Annotated in this window: 18 protein-coding genes; 5 read left to right on the forward strand and 13 right to left on the reverse strand. The window is 72.6% G+C overall.

Annotated elements, in window-relative coordinates; genetic code table 11:
* Window positions 1–27: 27 nt before the first annotated feature.
* Both QSK30_RS16690 and QSK30_RS16695 read right to left on the reverse strand, forming a co-directional pair.
* Window positions 28–960 carry a 3-oxoacyl-[acyl-carrier-protein] synthase III C-terminal domain-containing protein gene (locus QSK30_RS16690; protein WP_285503787.1) on the reverse strand — a complete coding sequence of 311 codons (933 nt, stop codon included), beginning with the start codon at window positions 958–960 and terminating at the stop codon, window positions 28–30.
* Window positions 957–2,315, reverse strand: a complete 1,359-nt coding sequence (locus QSK30_RS16695; RefSeq protein WP_285503788.1) for a condensation domain-containing protein — start codon at window positions 2,313–2,315, stop codon at window positions 957–959. Before QSK30_RS16695 ends, QSK30_RS16690 begins: the two co-directional genes overlap by 4 nt.
* Window positions 2,316–2,521: 206 nt before the next feature.
* Between QSK30_RS16695 and QSK30_RS16700 the strand changes: the two genes are divergently transcribed.
* Genes QSK30_RS16700 through QSK30_RS16715 form a run of 4 tightly spaced genes read left to right on the forward strand, consistent with a single transcriptional unit; the run spans window position 2,522 to window position 5,665 of the window.
* Window positions 2,522–2,749, forward strand: a complete 228-nt coding sequence (locus QSK30_RS16700) for a hypothetical protein (protein WP_285503789.1) — start codon at window positions 2,522–2,524, stop codon at window positions 2,747–2,749.
* Window positions 2,746–3,939, forward strand: coding sequence for a glycosyltransferase (locus QSK30_RS16705; RefSeq protein ID WP_285503791.1), 1,194 nt, complete (start codon window positions 2,746–2,748; stop codon window positions 3,937–3,939). The genes QSK30_RS16700 and QSK30_RS16705 overlap by 4 nt, the downstream gene beginning before the upstream one ends.
* The gene (locus QSK30_RS16710) at window positions 3,936–4,889 is read left to right on the forward strand and encodes an ATP-binding cassette domain-containing protein (RefSeq protein ID WP_285503792.1); all 954 of its coding nucleotides are present in this window, start codon (window positions 3,936–3,938) and stop codon (window positions 4,887–4,889) included. The genes QSK30_RS16705 and QSK30_RS16710 overlap by 4 nt, the downstream gene beginning before the upstream one ends.
* Before the next feature lie 11 nt (window positions 4,890–4,900).
* Window positions 4,901–5,665: an ABC transporter permease gene (locus QSK30_RS16715; RefSeq protein ID WP_285503794.1), complete on the forward strand. Its 765-nt coding sequence runs from the start codon at window positions 4,901–4,903 to the stop codon at window positions 5,663–5,665.
* Between the two features lie 68 nt (window positions 5,666–5,733).
* Here the strand turns inward: QSK30_RS16715 and QSK30_RS16720 are convergent, their stop codons facing one another.
* Genes QSK30_RS16720 through QSK30_RS16760 form a run of 9 tightly spaced genes read right to left on the reverse strand, consistent with a single transcriptional unit; the run spans window position 5,734 to window position 14,114 of the window.
* Complete coding sequence (locus tag QSK30_RS16720; RefSeq protein ID WP_285503796.1) at window positions 5,734–6,645, reverse strand: phytanoyl-CoA dioxygenase family protein; 912 nt, start codon at window positions 6,643–6,645, stop codon at window positions 5,734–5,736.
* Complete coding sequence (hppD, locus tag QSK30_RS16725; protein ID WP_285503798.1) at window positions 6,642–7,661, reverse strand: 4-hydroxyphenylpyruvate dioxygenase; 1,020 nt, start codon at window positions 7,659–7,661, stop codon at window positions 6,642–6,644. Before hppD ends, QSK30_RS16720 begins: the two co-directional genes overlap by 4 nt.
* Window positions 7,662–7,692: 31 nt before the next feature.
* On the reverse strand, window positions 7,693–8,961 hold the full coding sequence (locus QSK30_RS16730; RefSeq protein ID WP_285503800.1) for a beta-ketoacyl-[acyl-carrier-protein] synthase family protein: 1,269 nt from the start codon (window positions 8,959–8,961) through the stop codon (window positions 7,693–7,695).
* Window positions 8,958–10,565 carry a class I adenylate-forming enzyme family protein gene (locus QSK30_RS16735; protein WP_285503801.1) on the reverse strand — a complete coding sequence of 536 codons (1,608 nt, stop codon included), beginning with the start codon at window positions 10,563–10,565 and terminating at the stop codon, window positions 8,958–8,960. The genes QSK30_RS16730 and QSK30_RS16735 overlap by 4 nt, the downstream gene beginning before the upstream one ends.
* Window positions 10,562–11,125 carry a beta-ketoacyl synthase chain length factor gene (locus QSK30_RS16740; RefSeq protein ID WP_285503802.1) on the reverse strand — a complete coding sequence of 188 codons (564 nt, stop codon included), beginning with the start codon at window positions 11,123–11,125 and terminating at the stop codon, window positions 10,562–10,564. Before QSK30_RS16740 ends, QSK30_RS16735 begins: the two co-directional genes overlap by 4 nt.
* Window positions 11,122–12,198: a beta-ketoacyl-[acyl-carrier-protein] synthase family protein gene (locus QSK30_RS16745; RefSeq protein ID WP_285503803.1), complete on the reverse strand. Its 1,077-nt coding sequence runs from the start codon at window positions 12,196–12,198 to the stop codon at window positions 11,122–11,124. The genes QSK30_RS16740 and QSK30_RS16745 overlap by 4 nt, the downstream gene beginning before the upstream one ends.
* Window positions 12,191–12,457 (reverse strand): hypothetical protein, encoded by a 267-nt coding sequence (locus QSK30_RS16750; RefSeq protein WP_285503805.1) that lies wholly within the window; start codon window positions 12,455–12,457, stop codon window positions 12,191–12,193. Before QSK30_RS16750 ends, QSK30_RS16745 begins: the two co-directional genes overlap by 8 nt.
* A complete protein-coding gene (locus QSK30_RS16755) occupies window positions 12,457–12,741 on the reverse strand; it encodes an acyl carrier protein (protein WP_285503806.1) in 285 nt (94 codons plus the stop codon). Before QSK30_RS16755 ends, QSK30_RS16750 begins: the two co-directional genes overlap by 1 nt.
* Entirely contained in the window at window positions 12,738–14,114 is a 1,377-nt protein-coding gene (locus QSK30_RS16760) for a class I adenylate-forming enzyme family protein (protein WP_285503807.1), read from the reverse strand. The genes QSK30_RS16755 and QSK30_RS16760 overlap by 4 nt, the downstream gene beginning before the upstream one ends.
* Before the next feature lie 380 nt (window positions 14,115–14,494).
* Here QSK30_RS16760 and QSK30_RS16765 point away from each other — a divergent pair, with 380 nt between their 5' ends.
* The gene (locus QSK30_RS16765; protein ID WP_285503808.1) at window positions 14,495–15,565 is read left to right on the forward strand and encodes an alpha-hydroxy acid oxidase; all 1,071 of its coding nucleotides are present in this window, start codon (window positions 14,495–14,497) and stop codon (window positions 15,563–15,565) included.
* 26 nt (window positions 15,566–15,591) lie between these two features.
* Here the strand turns inward: QSK30_RS16765 and QSK30_RS16770 are convergent, their stop codons facing one another.
* Complete coding sequence (locus QSK30_RS16770) at window positions 15,592–16,914, reverse strand: aminotransferase-like domain-containing protein (protein ID WP_285503809.1); 1,323 nt, start codon at window positions 16,912–16,914, stop codon at window positions 15,592–15,594.
* Window positions 16,911–17,858, reverse strand: a complete 948-nt coding sequence (gene lipP1 / locus QSK30_RS16775; protein WP_285503810.1) for a LipP1 family hormone-sensitive lipase — start codon at window positions 17,856–17,858, stop codon at window positions 16,911–16,913. Before lipP1 ends, QSK30_RS16770 begins: the two co-directional genes overlap by 4 nt.
* Window positions 17,859–18,815: the final 957 nt, after the last annotated feature.

The following is an 18,815-nucleotide window of genomic DNA, read 5'->3' on the forward strand; positions in this document are numbered from 1 at the left end:
AGCGTCCTCCCAACCGAACGAAGTGCCCTAGTGCTCGAAGACCATCGCGGAGAACGTCGCGCCGAGTCCGGCGGCGCCCACCAGGTAGCGCTCCCCCGGCCGCAGCCGCCCCTGGTCGTGGGCGGTGCGGTAGTTGAGGAACGGGTCGGCGGCGAAGCTGTGCCCGGTGACGGCGACGTTGTCGAGCACCACCCGCTCCAGCGGGAACCCGATCTGCTTGCACACCCGCCGCCAGGACACGGAGTTCACGTTGTGCGGCAACAGGACCGCGATGTCGTCGAGGGCCAGCCCGGCGCGCTCGACGGCGGCCAGCAGCACCTCGGCGAGCAGCCCGTGGTACTCGTTCTGGAACCGCGCCGCCAGCGTCGGGTCGATGCTCAGCCTGCCGTCGAAGTCGCCGCGGGTGGTCGTGGTGTAGGCGAGCAGCCGGTCGCGCGGGCCCGCGGCGGACACCAGCACGGCGGCCGAGCCCTCGCCGAAGATCGCCGTCTCCTGGACCAGCCGGGCGTCCGGGGTGAAGGTCTTCTCCCCGGACACCACCAGGGCCAACGCCTCCGGGTCGGCCTCGCCCGCGAGCAGCCTGCCCGCGACGTCGACCGCGAGCAGCCCGGTGGCGCACGCCTGGTGGGTCACGGTGAACGCCATGGCGTGGTCGAGGCCGAACTTCGCGCACATCTCGTGCAGCGGGTTGTTCGGGTAGGGCACGGCCGCGGGCATACCCCGCGCGTACACCACGTACCGCACCCGGCTCTCGTTGCCGCGCAACGACTCCAGGCCGTCGGTCGCGGCGACGAGCAGGTCCAGGAGGGTGCCGTCGAGGTCGAGGCAGACCTCCGAGAGACCGTGGAAGCGGCGGAACAGCCGGATCTGCCGCTCGGTGAGGTCCAGCCGGTCGGCCAGGTCCTCGAGGGCCAGCCGGTCCGGCGGCAGGTGGGCCGCGACCTCGACGATCGCGGTCACGACGGCACCCCGCTGCCCGCCGCAGGGTCGAGCGCGGCGGCGACCAGCAGGGACTCGGTCTCGGTGAGCACGTCGAGCAGCCGCGCCGGGGCGGTCCGGTGCGTGTCGCCCTGCAGGCCGAACCGCAGCGCGCCCGGCGCCTCGTCGATGTCGAGGTAGAGCAGCGCCTGGTCGTCGTTGGTCCACTTGGTCCACTCGTGCGTGGTGTCCGCGCGGGCGGCCAGGATCTCCTCGGCGGTGGGCAGCTCGGTGAAGCGCTCCTGCCGCCCGGGCGGGCGGCGGTCGTTGAAGTAGGTGTCCATCTCGACCCGGCCGCCGAGGTCCGCGCTGACCGCGTCGATCATCGCGGCGCGCTGCTCCGGGTCGTAGTAGGCGTACTTGTAGGTGACCATGGTCGCCTGGCGGGCCCGGCCGACGGCCTCGTCGAAGCTCGCGCCCGCGAGGTCGACCATCAGCGGGCAGGTCTGGGCCATCGTGCACACCGAGCCCATGACCGACTGGCGGAACCGGTTGTTGACGGCCATCTGCAGGGCCACCGGGTTGTTGCCGATGGTGCGGGCCAGCGCCCCGGCGAAGGCCGCGAGCAGCACCGGCGAGGTGTCGGTGCCCAGCCGGGTGGCGATCACCTTCATCGCCAGGTAGGCCGCGCGGGAGATCAGCGACACCTCGCCCCAGCGCGGGTCGCGCACGTCGTCGGACTCGCCCTCGATGCGCAGCGGCGAGACCGTGCGCAGGACCCGCTCCCAGTAGCGCAGGGCGGCGGCGCTGTTGCGCAGCGCGCCCGGCGACCGCTGCTGCTCGGCCTGCGCCAACGGCTGCACGGCGTCCAGCGGCACGGTCGGCCCGCCGGTCTCCGGGTCCATTGTGGACAGGTCGGCGATCAGCGCCTCGAGCCCGTGGGCGTCGATCGAGAGGTGGTTGTAGACGGCCACCGAGTGCGTCGCGGCGCCGTCGACGACCACGACCGCCATCCGCACCGGCCACTCGTGCTCGTGGTCGAAGTCGAGCTCCTCGTACTCCCGCTTGACCCGCGCGGCCACCTCGGCCGGGTCGGCGCCCGCGGCGTCGACCACCGCGAGCGCGATCTGGCCGGAGTCGAAGACCTGTTGGCGGGGACCGCCGTCGGCGGCGTCGAAGCGCAGCCGGGTGCGCAGCGACTGGTGCCTGCCCATCACGTACCGCAGCACCCTGGCCGAGTGCTCGACGCCGGTGCCCGGGGCCAGCTCGACGATCCCGCCCATGGTCTCCGAGCGACCGGTCTTGGCGACCACGCGCCAGACCGTGCGCTGCCCCCAGGTGAGCTCGTCGACCCCGGAACCGGGTCCGTGGAAATCGACGAGGATCTTGTCCGCCATGCTCTTTTGCTCCCCGCCGCATATGTGCTCTGGACGCATTCTTGGCAGCGGTCAGCACACTGTCAATACTCCACTTGACGCCTCCCCCGGACGGTCGCCAGATTTGTCGTGACGCTCCCGCACCCGTGCGGTACGTTGGCGCGCAACCGGTGTTTGGAGGTCGCGCGGTGGCGCTATTCGAAGAAGTCGCGGGAATACTCCGAGAGGTGGTCGGGCCCTGCGGCGGACGACCCCCGGCAATTACGCCGAACGCCACGCTGGAGGGCGACCTGCGATTCGACAGCGTCGACCTGGCGGCCGTGCAGGCCGGGCTCGCGCGCCGCTTCGGCGACCGGGTGGACCTGCCCGCGCACGTGTCCGCCCTGGGGCTCGAGGAGATCATCGGGCTCACCGCGGCGGACGTGGCGCACTACGTCGAGGACCGGCTCCGGTGAGCCGGTTCCTGTTCGTCGTCCCGCCGCTGGCCGGGCACCTCAACCCCAGCCTCGGCGTCGGCCAGGCGCTGGCCCGGGCGGGCCACGAGGTCGCCTGGTGCGGCCCGGAGCTGCACGTGCGGCCGCTGCTCGGCCCGGACGCGCTGGTCTTCCCGACCGGCAGCAGGCTGCACCGGCCGCAGTCCGACCACGGGCTGGCCGCGGTCAAGTCGGTGTGGGACCGGTTCATCGTGCCGTTCGCCCGGTTCAGCCTGCCCGCGGTCGAGAAGGCCGCCGCCGACTACCGGCCGGACGTGCTCGTGGTCGACCAGCACTCACCCGCGGGGGCGATAGCCGCGCACCGCCTTGGCCTGACCTGGGCGACCCTGGCCTGCTCGACAATGGACCTGGGCGACCCGCTGGCGGGCCTGCCGCGGGTGCGCGAGTGGGTCGAGGGCCGGGTGCGACACCTGTGGGACAAGGCGGGACTGCCCGCCGAGGAGTACTTCGACCTGCGGTTCTCCCCGCACCTGGTGATCGCCTCCACCGGCCGAGCGCTCGCCGGGTCGGACTTCCCCGAGCACTACGCCCTGGTCGGCCCGGTGCTGGCCGAGCGCCCGGCGCAGCCGGACTTCCCCTGGGACTGGCTGGACCCGGACCGCGAGCACGTGCTGGTCTCGATGGGCACCCTCGCCGACGACGTCTCCAGCCGGTTCCTGCACGAGACCGTGGCCGCGCTCGCCCCGCTGGGCGAGCGGCTGCAAGGGGTGTTCGTGGCCCCGCCCGACGCCCTGCCCGACCTGCCACCGCACCTGCTGGCCCGGGCCAGGGTGCCGATGCTCGACCTGCTGCCCCGGATGGACCTGGTCGTCTCGCACGGCGGCCTCAACACCGTCTGCGAGTCGCTGGCCAACGGGGTCCCGCTGGTCGTGGCCCCCATCCGGCACGACCAGCCGATCAACGCCAACCAGGTGGTCGCCGCGGGCGCGGGGGTGCGGGTCGGGTTCGCCCGGGCCGACGCCGACGCGCTGCGCGCGGCCGTCACCACCGTTCTCGGCGACCCGGCCCACCGGGCCGCCGCCCACCGCGTCCGCGCGTCGTTCGCCGAGGCGGGCGGCGCCGACGCCGCCGCGGCGGCCCTCACGCGGTTGAGCGCCCAGAGCACTGCACAGTCGCCGGTACCAGCCGGCCGAGGCGGGAGCACGTCATGATCGAGGTCAAGGGCCTGCGGAAGTCGTTCACCGTGGGCAAACGGCGCAAGGCCCGCAGCGTGGAGGCCGTGCGCGGCGTCGACCTGTCGGTGGCCGAGGGGGAGATCTTCGGCTTCCTCGGCCCCAACGGCGCGGGCAAGACCACCACCGCGCGCATCCTGTGCACGCTGGTCGAACCGGACGGCGGCGACGCCGTCATCGCGGGTGCCGACCTGCGCGAGGACCCCGGGACGGTGCGCCAGCGGGTCGGCTACGTCCCGCAGGGCGGCACCACCACCGACGAGGTCACCGCCCGCGAGGAGCTGGTGCTGCAGGCGCGGATGTACGGGATCGGCAAGGCCGAGGCGATCGAGCGCAGCGAGAAGGCGCTCGCCTCGTTCGAGCTGACCGAGTTCGCGGACCGGCAGTGCCGGACCTACTCCGGCGGCCAGCGCCGCCGGGTCGACATCGCGATGGGCATCATCCACGAGCCCAAGGTGCTCTTCCTCGACGAGCCCACCACCGGCCTGGACCCGCAGTCCCGCGCGCACCTGTGGGACGAGGTGCGCAGGCTGCGCGACGCGGGCATGACCGTCTTCCTCACCACGCACTACCTGGAGGAGGCCGACGCGCTGTGCGACCGGATCGCGATCATCGACCACGGTGAGATCGTCGCCCTGGGCACCCCGACCGAGCTCAAGCACGGCGTCGCGGGCGACGTGGTCACCGTCGGGCTCAACGGCGCCGCCCCACGCGCCGCCGAGCTGCTCGAGGGCAGCTCCTACGTGCGCAAGCTGGAGGTCGGCGAGGGCGGCCTGCGGCTCTACGTCGAGGACGGCACCACCGCGATGCCGCAGATCATGCGCGCGCTCGACGGCCACGACATCGCCTTCGACACCGTCGAGCTGCACCGGCCCAGCCTCGACGACGTGTTCCTGATCAAGACCGGCCGCTCGCTGCGCGACAAGTAGGAGAACCCCTCATGAAGTTCCTCCGGGACACCTGGCTCGTCTACCAGCGGCAGATGCTGCTGGTCGGGCGCACACCGGCACGGCTGGTGATCGGGTTCCTCCAGCCGATCGCCTACCTGCTGCTGTTCGCGCCGCTGCTCAAGAACGCCCTGTCCAGCACCGGCGCCACCAGCTACGCCGACGCCTACCGGGTCTACGTGCCCGGCCTGCTGGTGGTGCTCGTGCTGCTCAGCGGCTTCTTCGCCGGGTTCGGCCTGCTCGCCGAGCTGCGCTCGGGCGTCATCGAGCGCTCCCGGGTCACCCCGGCCAGCCGGGTCGCACTGATCCTGGGCCGGGCGCTGTCCGAGGTCACGACGCTGATGGGGCAGGCGGTGGTGATCACCGTGGTGGCCATCCCGTTCGGCCTGACGGTGGACCTGGGCTGGCTGCTGGTGGCGTACGTGATGCTGGCCCTGATGGCGCTCATGGCCTGCGGGTTCTCCTACGCGATCGCCATGCTGATCCCCAGCCCGGCGGCGCTCGGCCCGCTGATCAACACCATCTCCCAGCCGCTGTCGCTGCTGTCCGGGGTGCTGCTGCCGCTGACCCTGGCACCCGCCTGGCTGGTCGGCATCGCGGAGTGGAACCCGATCTACTGGACCACCAACGGCACCCGCGCGCTGTTCACCGGCAACCCGGGCGACCCGGCGGTCTGGCAGGGCATGGTCGTCATCATCGTGCTGGCCGCGATAACCGTCACCTGGGCGACGAAGATGTTCGCCAAGCAGGTGCGCTGACGCATTCGCCGAATTCCACCGGAAATAGCCCGGACGGTCCACCGTCCGGGCTATTTCCGATTATCGGGCTATTCGCGCCAGAGGACCGGGCAGTACTCCGGGTCGGTGTAGTCGGGGTGGCCCTCGGAATTCCGGCGGACCAGGACGTCGTGGTTGTAGACGACCGGCGAACCATCCGGTTTCACGAATGGCCGGTACCGGTTGTCGCCGTCCTGCAGGTGCAGCGAGACGGCCCGCCGGGGCAGCTCGGCCAGGTTCGCGCCGCTGCCGTGGTAGGTGCGGCAGTGGTGGAAGCTGACGTGGCCCTTGGGGATGACCATCGGCAGCTTCTCGACGGTGGCGCCGTTGTGCTCGGCGTTGGCCACCAGCAGCTCCTCCAGCTCGGCCTTGTCCCGCTGGGCGAAGTGCCGGGTGGAGTCGTCGCCGGGGATCTCGGCCCAGCGGTGGCTGCCGTCGACCATGGTGATGGTGCCCATCCGCGTGTCGCAGTCGTGCAGCGGCAGGAACGCGGTGAGCATCCGGTCCGAGGTGCAGGTCTGCCAGTAGTGCCGGTCCATGTGCCAGGGGACCTGGTTGGACGGCTCCCCCGGGCGCGGCGGCTTGTAGATCAGGGTGCTCTGCCAGACCCGGATCTCCTCGGCCCGGGCCAGCCGGGCCGCGACGGCGCCGAGCAGCGGCTTGCGCAGGATGGCGGCGATCTCGTCGTTCTCGTAGTGCACGTAGTCGTTGTGCCGCTGGACATCGCCCCGCTCGGGGGTCCAGTACGCCAGGTTCGGCGGGCGGACCGGGAGCCTGCGGTCGGTGTGCCCGGCGTAGAACCGCTCGGTGGCCTCGACCAGGGTGTCGATCTCGTCGTCGGTGAACAGCTTGCGGCTGAGGTACCAGCCGCGGGCGGCGTACTCGGCGACCTCGCCATCGGTGGGTAACGCCTCGCGTTCGGCGTCGGTGAGGGTGAAGCGGTCGGTCAGCTCGGCGGTCACAGGGTGGCTCCCTCGGTGTTGGCGCCGGTGCGCTCGCGCTCGACGGCCTGGTAGAGGGCCTTGATGTTGGCGCTGCCGAAGGTCAGCGCGCCCAGGCGCTCGATGACCTCGAAGAAGATGGTCCGGCGGGGGTGGGTGGTCTGGGTGAAGATCTGGAACAGCTCGCCCTCGTTGTCCTGGTCCACCAGCACGTTGAGTTCGCGCAGCTCCGGGATCGGCACGGCGGTGTGCTCGAACCGCTCCTCGAGGGCGTCGTAGTAGCTGCCCGGGGTGCTCAGGAACCCGACGCCGCGCTCGCCCAGGGTGCGCACGGCGGTGGCGATGTCGTCGGTGCGGAAGGCCAGGTGCTGCACGCCCGCGCCGTGGTGGGCGGCCAGGAAGTCGTCGATCTGGCCGGGCTCGGCGGTGGTGTCGGGCTCGAGCAGGGTGAGCGTGACCTCCTTGGAGATGCTCTGCACCACCTTGGAGTTCATCGCCTGGCCGCCGACCTCGATGTGCTCCTCGAAGATCTGCTTGAAGCCCAGCACCCGCTCGTAGTAGGCGACCGTGCGGTCCAGCTCGCCCGCGCCGACGCAGGCCGCGACGTGGTCGATCGCGTCCAAAAGGGACAGTGCGGCGCGGTCCGGCTCGGGCGCGGGCTCGACCGCCTCGAGCAGGGCACCCGGGCGGACGAAGACGTGCGCGACGTCGCCGAAGCCGGTCATCCGCCCGTCGCGCACCACCGCGCCCCGGTCGAGCGCCTCCGACAGCGCGGCCGCTGGTTCCTCCGTGGACAGCGCGATGGTGGCCAGCCCGTCGCCGTGCTCGGCGACGTAGGCCGCGGCCGGGTGCCGCGGGTCGCGCGCGGCGGTGAGCAGCACGCGGATGTCGCCCTGGCCCACCAGGACCGAGTACCGGGCGGGGTCCTCGCGCAGCCACCCGAGCAGCCCGAAGCCGTACTCCGAGCGCAGGGACGCGGCGACCTCGTCGGCGTCGCCGACGTAGAACTCGACATGGTCTATGGCGTGGATGTGCATGGTCAACCTCTGGGGTGCCGGGGGCTTGAGTTCACGACGCTGGCGTGGTGGTTCGGGTCAGGCGGGTGCCGGGGGCACCGAGCAGCAGGCTGACGTTGTGGCCGCCGAAGGCGAACGAGTTGGTCAGCGCGGCCCGCACGGGCCCGACGCGCACGGCCCCGCGGACGTGGTCGAGCGCGCAGTCGGGATCTGGGTCGTCGAGGTTGTGCGTCGGGGGCAGCACCCCCGCGGCGACCGAGAGCGCGGTCACCACCGCCTCGACCGCCCCGGAGCCGCCGAGCAGGTGCCCGGTGAGCGCCTTGATGGAGCTGACCGCGGGGCCGCGCTCGCCGAAGACCGCGCGGATCGCGGCCGCCTCGGCGGCGTCGCCCAGCGGCGTCGAGGTGCCGTGCGCGTTCACATAGTCTACATCGGACAGTTCGAGTCCGGCGTCGGAGACGGCCCGGCGCATGACCGCGGCCATGCCGGTGCCGTCCGGCCGGGGGGTGGTCGGGTGGTGGGCGTCGGTGGTGACGCCCCAGCCGAGCAGCCCGGCGTAGCCGCTCGCGCCCCGGGCGTCGGCGAAGTCCGCGCGCTCGACCACGAGCACGCCCGCGCCCTCGCCGAGCACGAAACCGTTGCGCCGCTTGTCGAACGGCCTGCTCGCCTGGGTCGGGTCGTCCCACTTGCGGGCCAGCGCCCAGGCGTTGCCGAAGGCGGCGGCGATCGTCGGGTGCAGCGGGGTGTCGCAGCCGCCGCACACCACGACGTCCGCGACGCCCTCGCGGATGAGCCGCAGCGCCTCGGCGACCGACTGGGCGCCCGCGGCGCACGCGGTGGCGTGGCACCCGCTGTGGCCGCGGATGCCGTGCCGGATCGCGATCCGGGCGGAGGCCATGTTCGCCAGCATCCCGGGCAGCAGGTACGGGCTCACCTTGGCGCGCCCGTGGTCCCGGCGCAGGGCGGCGTACTCCTCGAAGGTCTCCAGGCCCGCGCCACCGGTGGAGACCACCACGGCCACCCGCTCGGGGTCGACGTCGGCGCCCACGGTGATCCGGGCGTCGGCCAGCGCGTCGTCGGCGGCGGCCATGGCCAGCAGCACGAACCGGTCGACGGCGCGGGCCTGCTTGGGGTCGAGCACCTCGGCCGGGTCGACGTCCGGGGCGATGCCCGCCACGTCGAGCACCCCGGCGAGCCGGTGCCCAGCGGGCGGGGTGACCAGCCCCGACCGGCCCACGCACACCGCGTCGAACACCTCGTCGACCTTGCGGCCGAGCGGGGTGACCAGACCGACCCCCGTGATCACCGCCGCGCGCGTCATCCGGCGTCCTGCAGGTACTGCTCGCGCAGGGCCACCTTGCGGACCTTGCCGGTGGGGCCCAACGGGATCCGGGAGTCATCGACCACCACGACCTCCCGCAGCGTCGCGGCCACGTCGGGGCCCAGCGCGGTGCGGATGGCCTCGGTGCGGTCGGCCGACGGGTCACCGGCGGCGTCGAGCTGGAGCAGCACGTCTGTCACCACGGTGTCGCCGACCCGGACCGCGACCACCGTGCAGTCGGCCACGTCGGGGCAGGCGTTGAGCACGCGCTCCTCGGAAAGCGCCGTGTGCAGGCGCTTCCCGCCGCCGAGGTCGACCGAGTCGACCAGCCGGTCGACGTGGTAGAAGTAGCCCTCCTCGTCCCGGTAGACCAAGTCGCCGGTGAGGAAGTAGCCGCGCACCCGGGTGCGGTACGTGGTCACCGAGTCGTTCCAGTAGCCCAACGACAGGGTGGGCGACTTGGTGCCCAGCTCCCCCACCTCCCCCGGTGGCAGCTCGTTGCCGTCCGGGTCGAGCACCACCGGTTCGGCGAAGGTGTGCGGGCGGCCGATGCACCGGCCGTATCGGCTGGTCTCGCTGCTGTGGGTGATGTAGAAGTGCGAGTGCCCCATCTCGCTGGAGCCCAAGCCGTCGATGAAGTTGGAGCCCGGCTTGCGCACCCGACCCTCCCGTGTGGACACCTGGCGGTAGCCCAGCGAGATCAGCCTGCGGATGTGCGCCTCGTGCGCGCAGTCGCCGGTGTTCCACCACAGCGCGACCGAGTCCAGGTCGCGGCCGCGCAGATCGGTCTTGGCCATCTCCGACCAGGTGGCGGCGAAGCCGAGCACGCCGCCCGGGCGCCACCGCTCGATCGCGTCCACCACCGACGCCCCGGTCTGCGACGACAACGCGAGCAGCTGGCTCTCGCTGGAGAGCACCAGGTTGATCGCGATCAGCGTGGCGGCGTGCGGCGCGGGCAGCGCGGACAGCAGCCGGTCGGAGCCCTGCGCCTTGGGCATCCGCAACCGGTGGCGGTTCGCCGCGTACAGGCTGGCGTGCGAGTGCAGCACGGCCTTGGGCACGCCGGTGGTGCCCGAGGAGTGCGTGATCGCCACCGGGTCGTCGCGGTGGAACCGGTACGCCTCGGGCGCGTCGGCGGGGTCGGCGGCGCCCAGGTCCTCGATCGGCGCGAGCAGGGTCACCCCGTGCGGCGCCAGCGCCTCGCGGCGGGCTGCGTCGGCCAGGACGCCCACGGCGCCGAGCCTGCTCACGTACAGCGCGGTGATCTCCGGGGCGAGCTTGGCGTTGATCAGCGCCGGGATCGCGCCGAGCCGGGCGAGGGCGAGGAAGGTCAGGATGTTGTCCGCGGCGCTGGTGGCGGTGACCGCCACCGGGTCGCGCCTGCCGATGCCCAGGGCGCGCAGCGCGGCGGCGCGGGCTCGGACCCGCTCGTCCAGCCGCCGCACGGTGAGCGCGGTCCACGCGGGCACGCCGTCGACGTCGGTGTCGAAGGTGAACGCGGGGCGGTCGAGGTCCGCGCCGAGGGCCACCAGGGTGGTCAGCACGTTGCCCGCGCCCAGGTCCGGGTCCCGGGCCAGTCGGGCCCGGATGCTCACTGCGGTCATGGCCGTCCCATCGCCGTGACCAGGACCGCTGCGCCCTGGTCGGGTTCTCCGTGTCCGGTCGCCAGGTCGGCGGTGAGGACGAGTGCCTCATCCGCCTCACCGGCGGTGAAGAGCAGGGCGGCGCACGCGAGCGCGTCCGCCATCGGGTCGCCGGTGGGGCTGGTGCACACCACCGGGCCCGCCAGTCCCCAGCGCGCGGCGACGTGGCCGAGCACCGCGTTCGGGTTGGACTGGAAGAACAGCAGCGGCGGCACCCGGCGCCCCGCCGCCAGCGCCTCGGTGACCGCCCGGGTGGTGGTCACGTCGCCGCGCGCGCTGGCCAGCACGACCGCCGTGCGGGCGCCGCGCACCGGGTCGGCGGGCGCCTGGCCGTAGTGCGCCCGCAGGCACCGCTCGGCGAGCTCGGCGACCAGCGGGTTGAACGCGCTGAGCACGAACCCGGCGATCGGCGGCAGCGCCTCAACGGTGTCCACATCGGACTCCGGCCAGCGCGCCACGGCCAGCACCGGCAGGACTGGCGGGACCGGCCGCGACTGGTCGGTCGGCGCGAGGGCGGTCACGGCGCACCGACGAGCAGCGCGGTGTTGGCCCCGCCGAAGGCGGCGTTGAGGCTGAGCGCGTAGGCCGGGCGCAGCCGCCGGGGCGCGTCGGTGACCAGGTCGAGGGCGCAGTCCGGGTCGGCGCCGAGGTACCCGGAGTTGACCGGGAGCGTGCCGGTGCGCAGCGCGTGCACGGTGACCACCAGCTCCACCAGCCCGGAGGCCTCCAGGGCGTGGCCGTGGGTGGACTTGGTCGAGCTCACCGGCACCCGGGCCAGCCCGGCGCCGAACACCCGGCGCAGCGCGGCGACCTCGGCGGCGTCGTTGAACTGGGTGCCGGTGCCGTTCGCGTTGACGTAGCCGATGTCCGAAGTGGACACCTCGGCGCGCTCGACGGCGGTGTCGACCGCCCGGGCCAACCCGCTCCCGTCCGGGCGCGGCTTGCACACGTGGAAGGCGTCGCCCGCGCGACCCCAACCGGCCAGCCGGGCGAGCGGTTCGACCTCGGCGCCCGAGTCCGCCTCGAGCAGCACCGCCGCCACGCCGTCGCCGAGCAGCATCCCCTGTCGTCCGGCGCTGAACGGGCGCACGCGACCGTCGCGGGCCAGTGCCCGGCCCGCGTCGAACAGCGCGAACGTCACGGGCTCCACCAGGTAGCCCGCGGCCACCACCACCCGGTCGGCACGGCCGTCGGCGATCATCGTCGCCGCGTCGGCCACCGCCGAGGTGGCCGCGACGCAGGCTCCGGTGTAGGTGCGCGGGACACCGAGCACCCCCGTGCGGCGGGCCACTTCCCCCGCCAGTGGCGGGATCTCGGCGTCGGCGTGCGCGGCCAGCAGCAGCGGGACCCCCGCCCGGGCCCGGCCGGGCAGGTGCGCGCACGCCTCGTCGACCACGCCCACCAACTCCTCGACCAGGTCCGGCGACCCGGGCAGCGTCGCCGCCTCGGTGGTGCGCCTGCCCGTGGTGTCGAACCGGGACACCTGGTCGAACGCCGGGACACCGGCGAACCCGTCGGTGAGCAGAGCGCCGGTGTCGCGGCCGAACGCGGTCCGCACCGCCACACCGGTGACGACCACGGACCGCTCAGCCATGGCCGACCTGTTCGGCCGGGGCCTGCTCCGGTGCGAGCGCGGCGGCCAGCACGCCGACGGCGCCGGTGACCGTGCCCATGCCCGCGAACACCTCGTCGGTGAGCTCGAGCTCCACGCCGTAGCGCTGCTCGACCTGGGCCACCAGCCAGGTCAGCTCCAGGGAGTCGAGGACCTCGCCGACCTCGCCGGGTGAGCGGTCGCCGTACCCGGCGAGCAGGGCCAGCACCGCGGCGCGGTCCGGGGGTGCCGGGTGCGCCATCAGACCGCGGTGCCCGCCGCGGCGTCCTGTGTGGACAGCCGAGCGGCGAGCGTGCCGGTGAACTCGTCGAGGGTCATCAGCGCCAGCGCCTCCATGTCGTCGTCGCCGAACTTGAGGCCGTAGGCGTCCTCGACCTGCACCGCGAGGTCGGCCAGGGCGAGCGACTCCAGGTCCAGGCCCGCGGGGCCCAGGTCGGTGTCCCCGGTGACCTCGCTGACGTCGTAGTTCATCTCCTTGAGCGAGTTGAGCACGAACTCGCGCAACTGGTCCTGCATCGCACTCATCCTTCTTCCGTGGTTGGACCGGTGCCCGCGCTCGCGGCGGCGAGCACCGCGGGCGCCCGGACGACCTTCCCGGTGGCCGTCCTGGGCAGGCTGGGCAGCACGACGTACTCCCGGGGGCGTTTGAACGGCGCGAGGGTGGCGGCGACCGCGGTCCGGACGTCGTCGACCACCGCCCCCTCGGCCAGGCTCAGGTAGGCCCGCACGCCCCCGCTGTGCAGCACCACCGCCTCGCGCACGGCGGCCAGGCCCGCGATCGCCTGCTCCACCTCGGTGAGGTCGACCTTGAGACCGCCGATGGAGACCTGCGAGTCGAGCCTGCCCAGCACGGTCACCAGGCCGGTGTCCTGGTCCACCCGGCCGGCGTCCCTAGTGGACAGTCGGCCGTCGACGAACCTGGTCGGGTCGGCGAGTCCGAGGTAGGGCGAGGCGGGCAGGTCGATCCAGAGCTCGCCGCCGAGGACGTGCGCCCGCAGGCCGTGGGTGAGCGCGACCGAGGGCAGGCGGCTGCCGTCGAGGTCGGTGGCGATCACCCCGGTCTCGGTCATCCCGTACATGGTGCCCAGCGGGACGCCGAAGCGCTCCCGGAAGCGCTCGGGGACACCGGGGCGGACCAGCTCGCCCGCCACGATCATGCGGCGCAGTCCGGGAAGCGGTTCGGTGCCTGGCGCGGAGGTGAGCAGCTCGGCGTGGAACGGCACGCCGAGGATGGTGGTGGGGGTCTCGGCGGCGGCGACCTCGGCGAGGATGCCCTCGGCGGTCAGCCGCCGCGGGAACACCAGCTCCGCGTGCGCGTGCAGGGCGTTGAGCAGCCCGCCCACCAGACCGAGCACGTGCACGATCGAGGCGAGCAGCACCACCCGCTCGCCCGCGCGCGGGAAGTCCGGGAGCCGGTCGTAGCGGTCCAGCTCGGCGGCCAGGTCCGCGGCCGTGCGGCCGATCACCTTCGACGCGCCGGTCGAGCCGGAACTGAACTGCACCAACGCGTGCGGCGTCGCGGCCGGGCGGCCACCGTCCCGGGCGGACACCGCGGCGACCACCTCGGCGTAGCCGCGCAGCCGGTGCGCGTCGACCTCGACGGGGTCGACGGTGAACTGGGCGGCCACCCGCTCGAGCGCGCCGTCGACCTCGTGCCGGGTCAGCCGGTGGTCGAGCAGGCTCACCTGCGCGCCGACCCGCCAGGCCGCCAGCAGGTAGCCGACCAGCGCGAGCGAGGGCGGGAGTCGCAACGCGACAGTGCCGCCGTCGGCCAGCCCGGCCGCGCGCAGCTCGGTCTCGCGCTCGGCGACCAACCGGCGCAACCCGGCCCGGTCGATCGGCCGGTCCAGGCGCAGGCACACGGCGTCGTCCGGACCCGCGAGCAGCAGGTCGTCCACCCATTCGCGGTTTATCCGGGGCTGCATTGCCCGCGAAAGATCGGCGCCCGTCATTGGTTCCTTCGCATTTGCACTAGGCCGACTGCCGTACCGGCGATGTTCAATCACCTGGCTGGCTGAAACAATCGCATACGGACTGACCTCCGTCAAGGACGCGCTTTTACGCCCAATTGCGACCATCCGGAGTAGTGGTTCGACATCGGATCTCGCCGGGCACAAGGGTTCCAGCGCAGGTGGTGGCTACCGCGCGCACACGCCGGACCCGGAATAGGACGCGTTCGGTGACCGACTCGGGGAAAGCGTGTAAATTGCGGTCAGCGGATGACCGGATAACGTCCGGACAGTGCGCCGAACGGCCCAGAGCACGGTTGAGGAGAAGCGTGAAGCCGATACGCGTCGAGGACTACTCGGCCCATGCGAAAGCCACCCTCGCGGGCGATGTCCTGGGATATCTCGACGGTGGAGCGGGTTCGGAGTGGACGCTGCGGGCGAACCTGGCGGCCTATGAGCGGATGACCGTCCGGCCGCGCGTGCTGGTGGACGTGGCGCGCTGCGACACCGGCACGACGCTGCTGGGCACCGGGTTGAGCGCGCCGATCGGCATCGCGCCGATGGCCTACCACCGGTTGGTCCACGACGAGGGCGAGGCCGCGACCGCCCGCGCGGCCGCGGCGGCGGGGGTGCTCTTCGTCGCGAGCATGTTCGCCAGCACCGGGTTGGCCGAGATGGCGGCGGCCGGGGGTCCACAGTGGATGCAGCTGTACTGGCTGCGCGACCGCGGCGCGCTGCTCGGGTTCGTCGAGCGGACCCGGGCGGCCGGGTTCGGCGCGCTGGTGCTGACCGTCGACGCGCCCCGGGTGGCCCGCAGGCCGCGCGACGCGCGCAACGGCTTCACCCTGCCCGCGCACGTGCGCGCGGTGAACCTCGACCCGGAGGTGATGGCCACCAGCCACGTCGCCGAGTCGGGCAGCTCCGCCCTGGAGCGGCACTCGCGCGAGCGGTTCGACCCGCGGATCACCTGGGCCGACCTGGGCTGGCTGCGCGAGCGGGCCGGGCTTCCCCTGGTGCTCAAGGGAATCCTCACCACCGAGGACGCCGAGCTGGCGGTCGCGCACGGCGTGGACGCGATCGTGGTGTCCAACCACGGCGGCAGGCAGCTCGACGGCGCGCCCGCCACCCTGGACGTGCTGCCCGAGGTCGTCGCCCAGGTGGCCGGCCGGATCCCGGTGCTGGTCGACGGCGGCGTGCGCACCGGCACCGACGTGCTCAAGGCCGTAGCGCTGGGGGCCAGCACGGTGCTGGTCGGCCGCCCGGCGCTGTGGGCGCTGGCGCACTCCGGCGCCGACGGGGTCGCCGACCTGCTGGGGATCCTGCGCGCCGAGCTGGACGAGGCGATGGCGCTGGCCGGTCGGCCGCGACTGGCCGACCTGGACCGTTCGGCGCTGGGCTGATCCGCTTCGGCGCTGGGCTGAGCCGCTCACACCCGGACGCCGCGGGCCGCGATGAACGCGGCCAGCCGGGCGATGCCCTCGACCAGGCGGTCGGGTTCGACGTAGCTGCAGGACAACCGCAGCTGGTCGAGCCCACCGCCGTCGAGGTGGAAGATGTTCATCGGTGTCCACAGCACGCCGTACTCGCGCGCGGAACATTCCAACGCGGCGTCGTCGGCGACGAACGGAACGGTCACCACGGCGAAGAACCCACCGCCCGGTATGTTCCAGCTGACGCCGGAACCCGGTGGGAAGTGCCGGGCGAGCTCGGCGAGCATGAGCCGCATGTTGGCCCGGTAGAAGGCGATCGTGTCCGCGTTCCACTCGCGCAGCCTGCACCCGGCGCGCACCAACAGCCCGCCGATCGCGGCCTGGCTCAGCGCCGAGGTGTTCACCGTGGTCATGCTCTTGATCTTGGCGAGGGCATCGGCGAGCAGCGTGCGGGTGCCGTCCGGCTCGACCACCGCTTGGTCGGCGAGCACATAGCCGACCCGCGCGCCCGGGAAGCAGGACTTGGCGAACGAGCCCAGGTAGATGACCGTGCCGTCGGTGTCGAGCGACTTCAGGGTCGGGGTCCGGACGTCCTCGGTGGTGAACAGGCCGTACGGGTTGTCCTCGATGACCAGCAGGTCCTCGGCCGCGGCGACGTCGAGCAGCCTGCGCCTGCGGTCCACCGGCATGCTGGTGCCCGACGGGTTGGCGAAGTCCGGGACGATGTAGAGCGCCCGCGCGCGCCTGCCCTCGGCGCGCAGCCGCCGGGCCGCCGCCGCCACGCGCTCGGGGTCCGGGCCCTCGTCGGTCTCCGGGACGCCGACGAAGTCGATGTCGAGCAGCCGCGCGGCGCCGGTAATGCCTACGTAGCAAGGGGAACTGACCAGCAGCACGTCGTCCGGCCCGGTGAACAGCGCCCGCAGGACGAGCAGCATGCCCTCCTGCGCGCCCACGGTCACCACCACCGACTCGACCGGGACGTGGATGTCCTCGTCGTTGGCGACGGTGCGCGCGACCAGCTCGTGGATCTGGCCGTTGGTGCGGCCGTACTGGAACAGCGCGGACCGCACACCGGCCGCGTCCAGGCCGCGGTCGCGTTCGAGGTGCTCGCGGTAGGCCTGGAGGAAGTCGGTGATCGAGTCCGGGTCGAACAGTCCCTCGTACGGGCGGCCGGGGGCGAACGAGATCGCGTCCGGGAACCGGTGGGTGACCTCGTTGAGGAAGGTCATCGCCGAGAGCAGCGGGTCGGCGAGGCTGCGGTGCAGCTCGCCGGAGTGGATCGCGCGCGCCGTGCCCGGCCCGGGGATGATCTCGGTCATCGGGCGACCTCCGTGCCGAAGGCGGTCCGCAGCCGGGCGGCGGCGGTCTCGACGGCCGCCGCGGCGGCGGGCAGCTCGCCGAACATGGCGAAGAAACCGTGGGCCATACCGGGGAAGCGGGTGAGTTCGGTGGGGACACCGGCCGCGCGCAGCCGCTCGGCGTAGCGCTCGCCCTCGTCGCGCAGCGGGTCGTACTCGGCGGTGATCACCGTCGCGGGCGGCAGCCCGGCGAGGTCGGCCGCGCGCAGCGGCGAGGCCAGCGGGTCGGCGCCGTCAGCCGGGTCGGCGAGGTAGTTGTCCCAGTACCAGGCGACGGAATGGTGGTTGAACAGGTACCGGTCGCTGTTCTCGCGCAAAGACGGGGTATCGGAATTGTATTCAGTGTTTGGGTAAACCAAGAGCTGGTGCGCGATGGGCGGGCCCTCGGTGCGCGCCAGCAGGCTGACGACCGCGGCGAGGTTGCCCCCGGCGCTGTCACCGCCGACGGCGAGTCGCCCGGGGTCAACACCGAGCTCGTCGGCGTGCTCGGCGACCCAGCGCACGGCGGCGTGGCAGTCGTGGACCGCGGCCGGGAACTTGTGCTCCGGGGCGAGCCGGTAGCCAGCGGCCACCACCACACAGCCGACGGCGTTGGCCAGCCTGCGGCAGATGGCGTCTGCGGTGTCGATGGTGCCCAGCGTCCACCCACCGCCGAAGAGGTAGACCAGGACCGGTGCGGGCTCCGCGCTCTCGACCGGCCGGTACACACGCAGGTCAAGTGGCCCGCCGGGCCCGGGGATGACGTGGTCGTCGAGGTGCGCGACCGGCTCGGGGTCACCCGCGGCGTCCTGGATGGAGCGCAGGTCCTCGGCCCTGGCCTGCGTGAGGGAGAGCTCGTAGAGCGGGGTCACCCGCCGCTGCTCCCGCCGCGCGCGGTACCGCTCGAGTTGGGGGTCCAGGGGCATGGCTCGTTCTTCTCTCCCACCGGGCTGGGCGGGGACGTGGCCACGCCGCTACGACGTGACCACGTCCGCTCACCTCGGCCAGGAAAGGGACCCAGCCGATCTCGTCACCGCTGTGCTGAACCCGGGTGGGCTCAGACCTCGCGGACGTTGCGCTCGAGGACGTTGCGCTCGCGGACCGACATACGATCACCTCCTGGACGGGGACACGCCTTGTGGGCGTCGACCGATTTCGGTGGAGCATATGCATGCTGATCAGATCCCGTCGATACGCCAAAAGGCGCCATCGGCGGACTAGGCCGAATGGACTCGATCTGTCCTTTGTGGAGTGTCCAGAGGCGACGAATGCCGGAGTCCGGTACGCCGCTCAGCCCAATCGCGGGTATCGATACTCTAGGTGATCGAGAGACTAGGCCGAACGAGTGATAGCTCTCGGTCCAGGGCTCTCGGTCCGGCGCTCTCGGTCCGGTGGTGGGATCTTTGGTTCTTTCAGGCTTGCGGGCGGACGCCCCGGGTGGCTCGATGGGGTGAATTGGCTTGGTTTGGGGCCCTAAGAGAAGAGGCGCCGGGTGAAGCGGGTGGGGAAGGGATCACCCACGCCGGGACCAGGCTAGCGCCTCTTCTCTCCCCAAACAAAGCCAATCCACCCCATCGAGCCCGTCCACTGAGGTCTGGTTGGTCGGGTGAAGTGTTGGGGGACAAAGCAACTGCCGGTCATTGCGGCCTGCCAGTCATGTCCCACCAGGACGCTCCGCACCCATAGGCCACCCGACGAGACGCGGCGAGTCGGAGAGAAGCTCTGCAGCACAAGGCAACCACCCCCGCGACTCCCCCATGCCCACCTTCCTGCTCGATGGGGTGGTGTGGCTTTATCTGGGGGGAAGAGGCGCTAAGCTGCCTGGCAGGTGGGTGGATCCCTTCCCCACCCGCTTTACCCACCGCGCCTCTTCCGGGGTCCCC

Origin of the sequence: Actinokineospora sp. NBRC 105648, assembly GCF_030269645.1 — a bacterium.
Classification (GTDB): Bacteria; Actinomycetota; Actinomycetes; order Mycobacteriales; family Pseudonocardiaceae; genus Actinokineospora.

What these genes read in the sequence shown, in the direction of transcription:
- QSK30_RS16755 (WP_285503806.1), bottom strand. Translation starts at nt 12,741, where the DNA reads ATGAGTGCGATGCAGGACCAGTTGCGCGAGTTCGTGCTCAACTCGCTC.
- hppD (WP_285503798.1), bottom strand. Translation starts at nt 7,661, where the DNA reads ATGCACATCCACGCCATAGACCATGTCGAGTTCTACGTCGGCGACGCC.
- QSK30_RS16770 (WP_285503809.1), bottom strand. Translation starts at nt 16,914, where the DNA reads ATGACCGAGATCATCCCCGGGCCGGGCACGGCGCGCGCGATCCACTCC.
- QSK30_RS16715 (WP_285503794.1), top strand. Translation starts at nt 4,901, where the DNA reads ATGAAGTTCCTCCGGGACACCTGGCTCGTCTACCAGCGGCAGATGCTG.
- QSK30_RS16750 (WP_285503805.1), bottom strand. Translation starts at nt 12,457, where the DNA reads ATGGCGCACCCGGCACCCCCGGACCGCGCCGCGGTGCTGGCCCTGCTC.
- QSK30_RS16730 (WP_285503800.1), bottom strand. Translation starts at nt 8,961, where the DNA reads ATGACGCGCGCGGCGGTGATCACGGGGGTCGGTCTGGTCACCCCGCTC.
- QSK30_RS16745 (WP_285503803.1), bottom strand. Translation starts at nt 12,198, where the DNA reads ATGGCTGAGCGGTCCGTGGTCGTCACCGGTGTGGCGGTGCGGACCGCG.
- lipP1 (WP_285503810.1), bottom strand. Translation starts at nt 17,858, where the DNA reads ATGCCCCTGGACCCCCAACTCGAGCGGTACCGCGCGCGGCGGGAGCAG.
- QSK30_RS16695 (WP_285503788.1), bottom strand. Translation starts at nt 2,315, where the DNA reads ATGGCGGACAAGATCCTCGTCGATTTCCACGGACCCGGTTCCGGGGTC.
- QSK30_RS16710 (WP_285503792.1), top strand. Translation starts at nt 3,936, where the DNA reads ATGATCGAGGTCAAGGGCCTGCGGAAGTCGTTCACCGTGGGCAAACGG.
- QSK30_RS16735 (WP_285503801.1), bottom strand. Translation starts at nt 10,565, where the DNA reads ATGACCGCAGTGAGCATCCGGGCCCGACTGGCCCGGGACCCGGACCTG.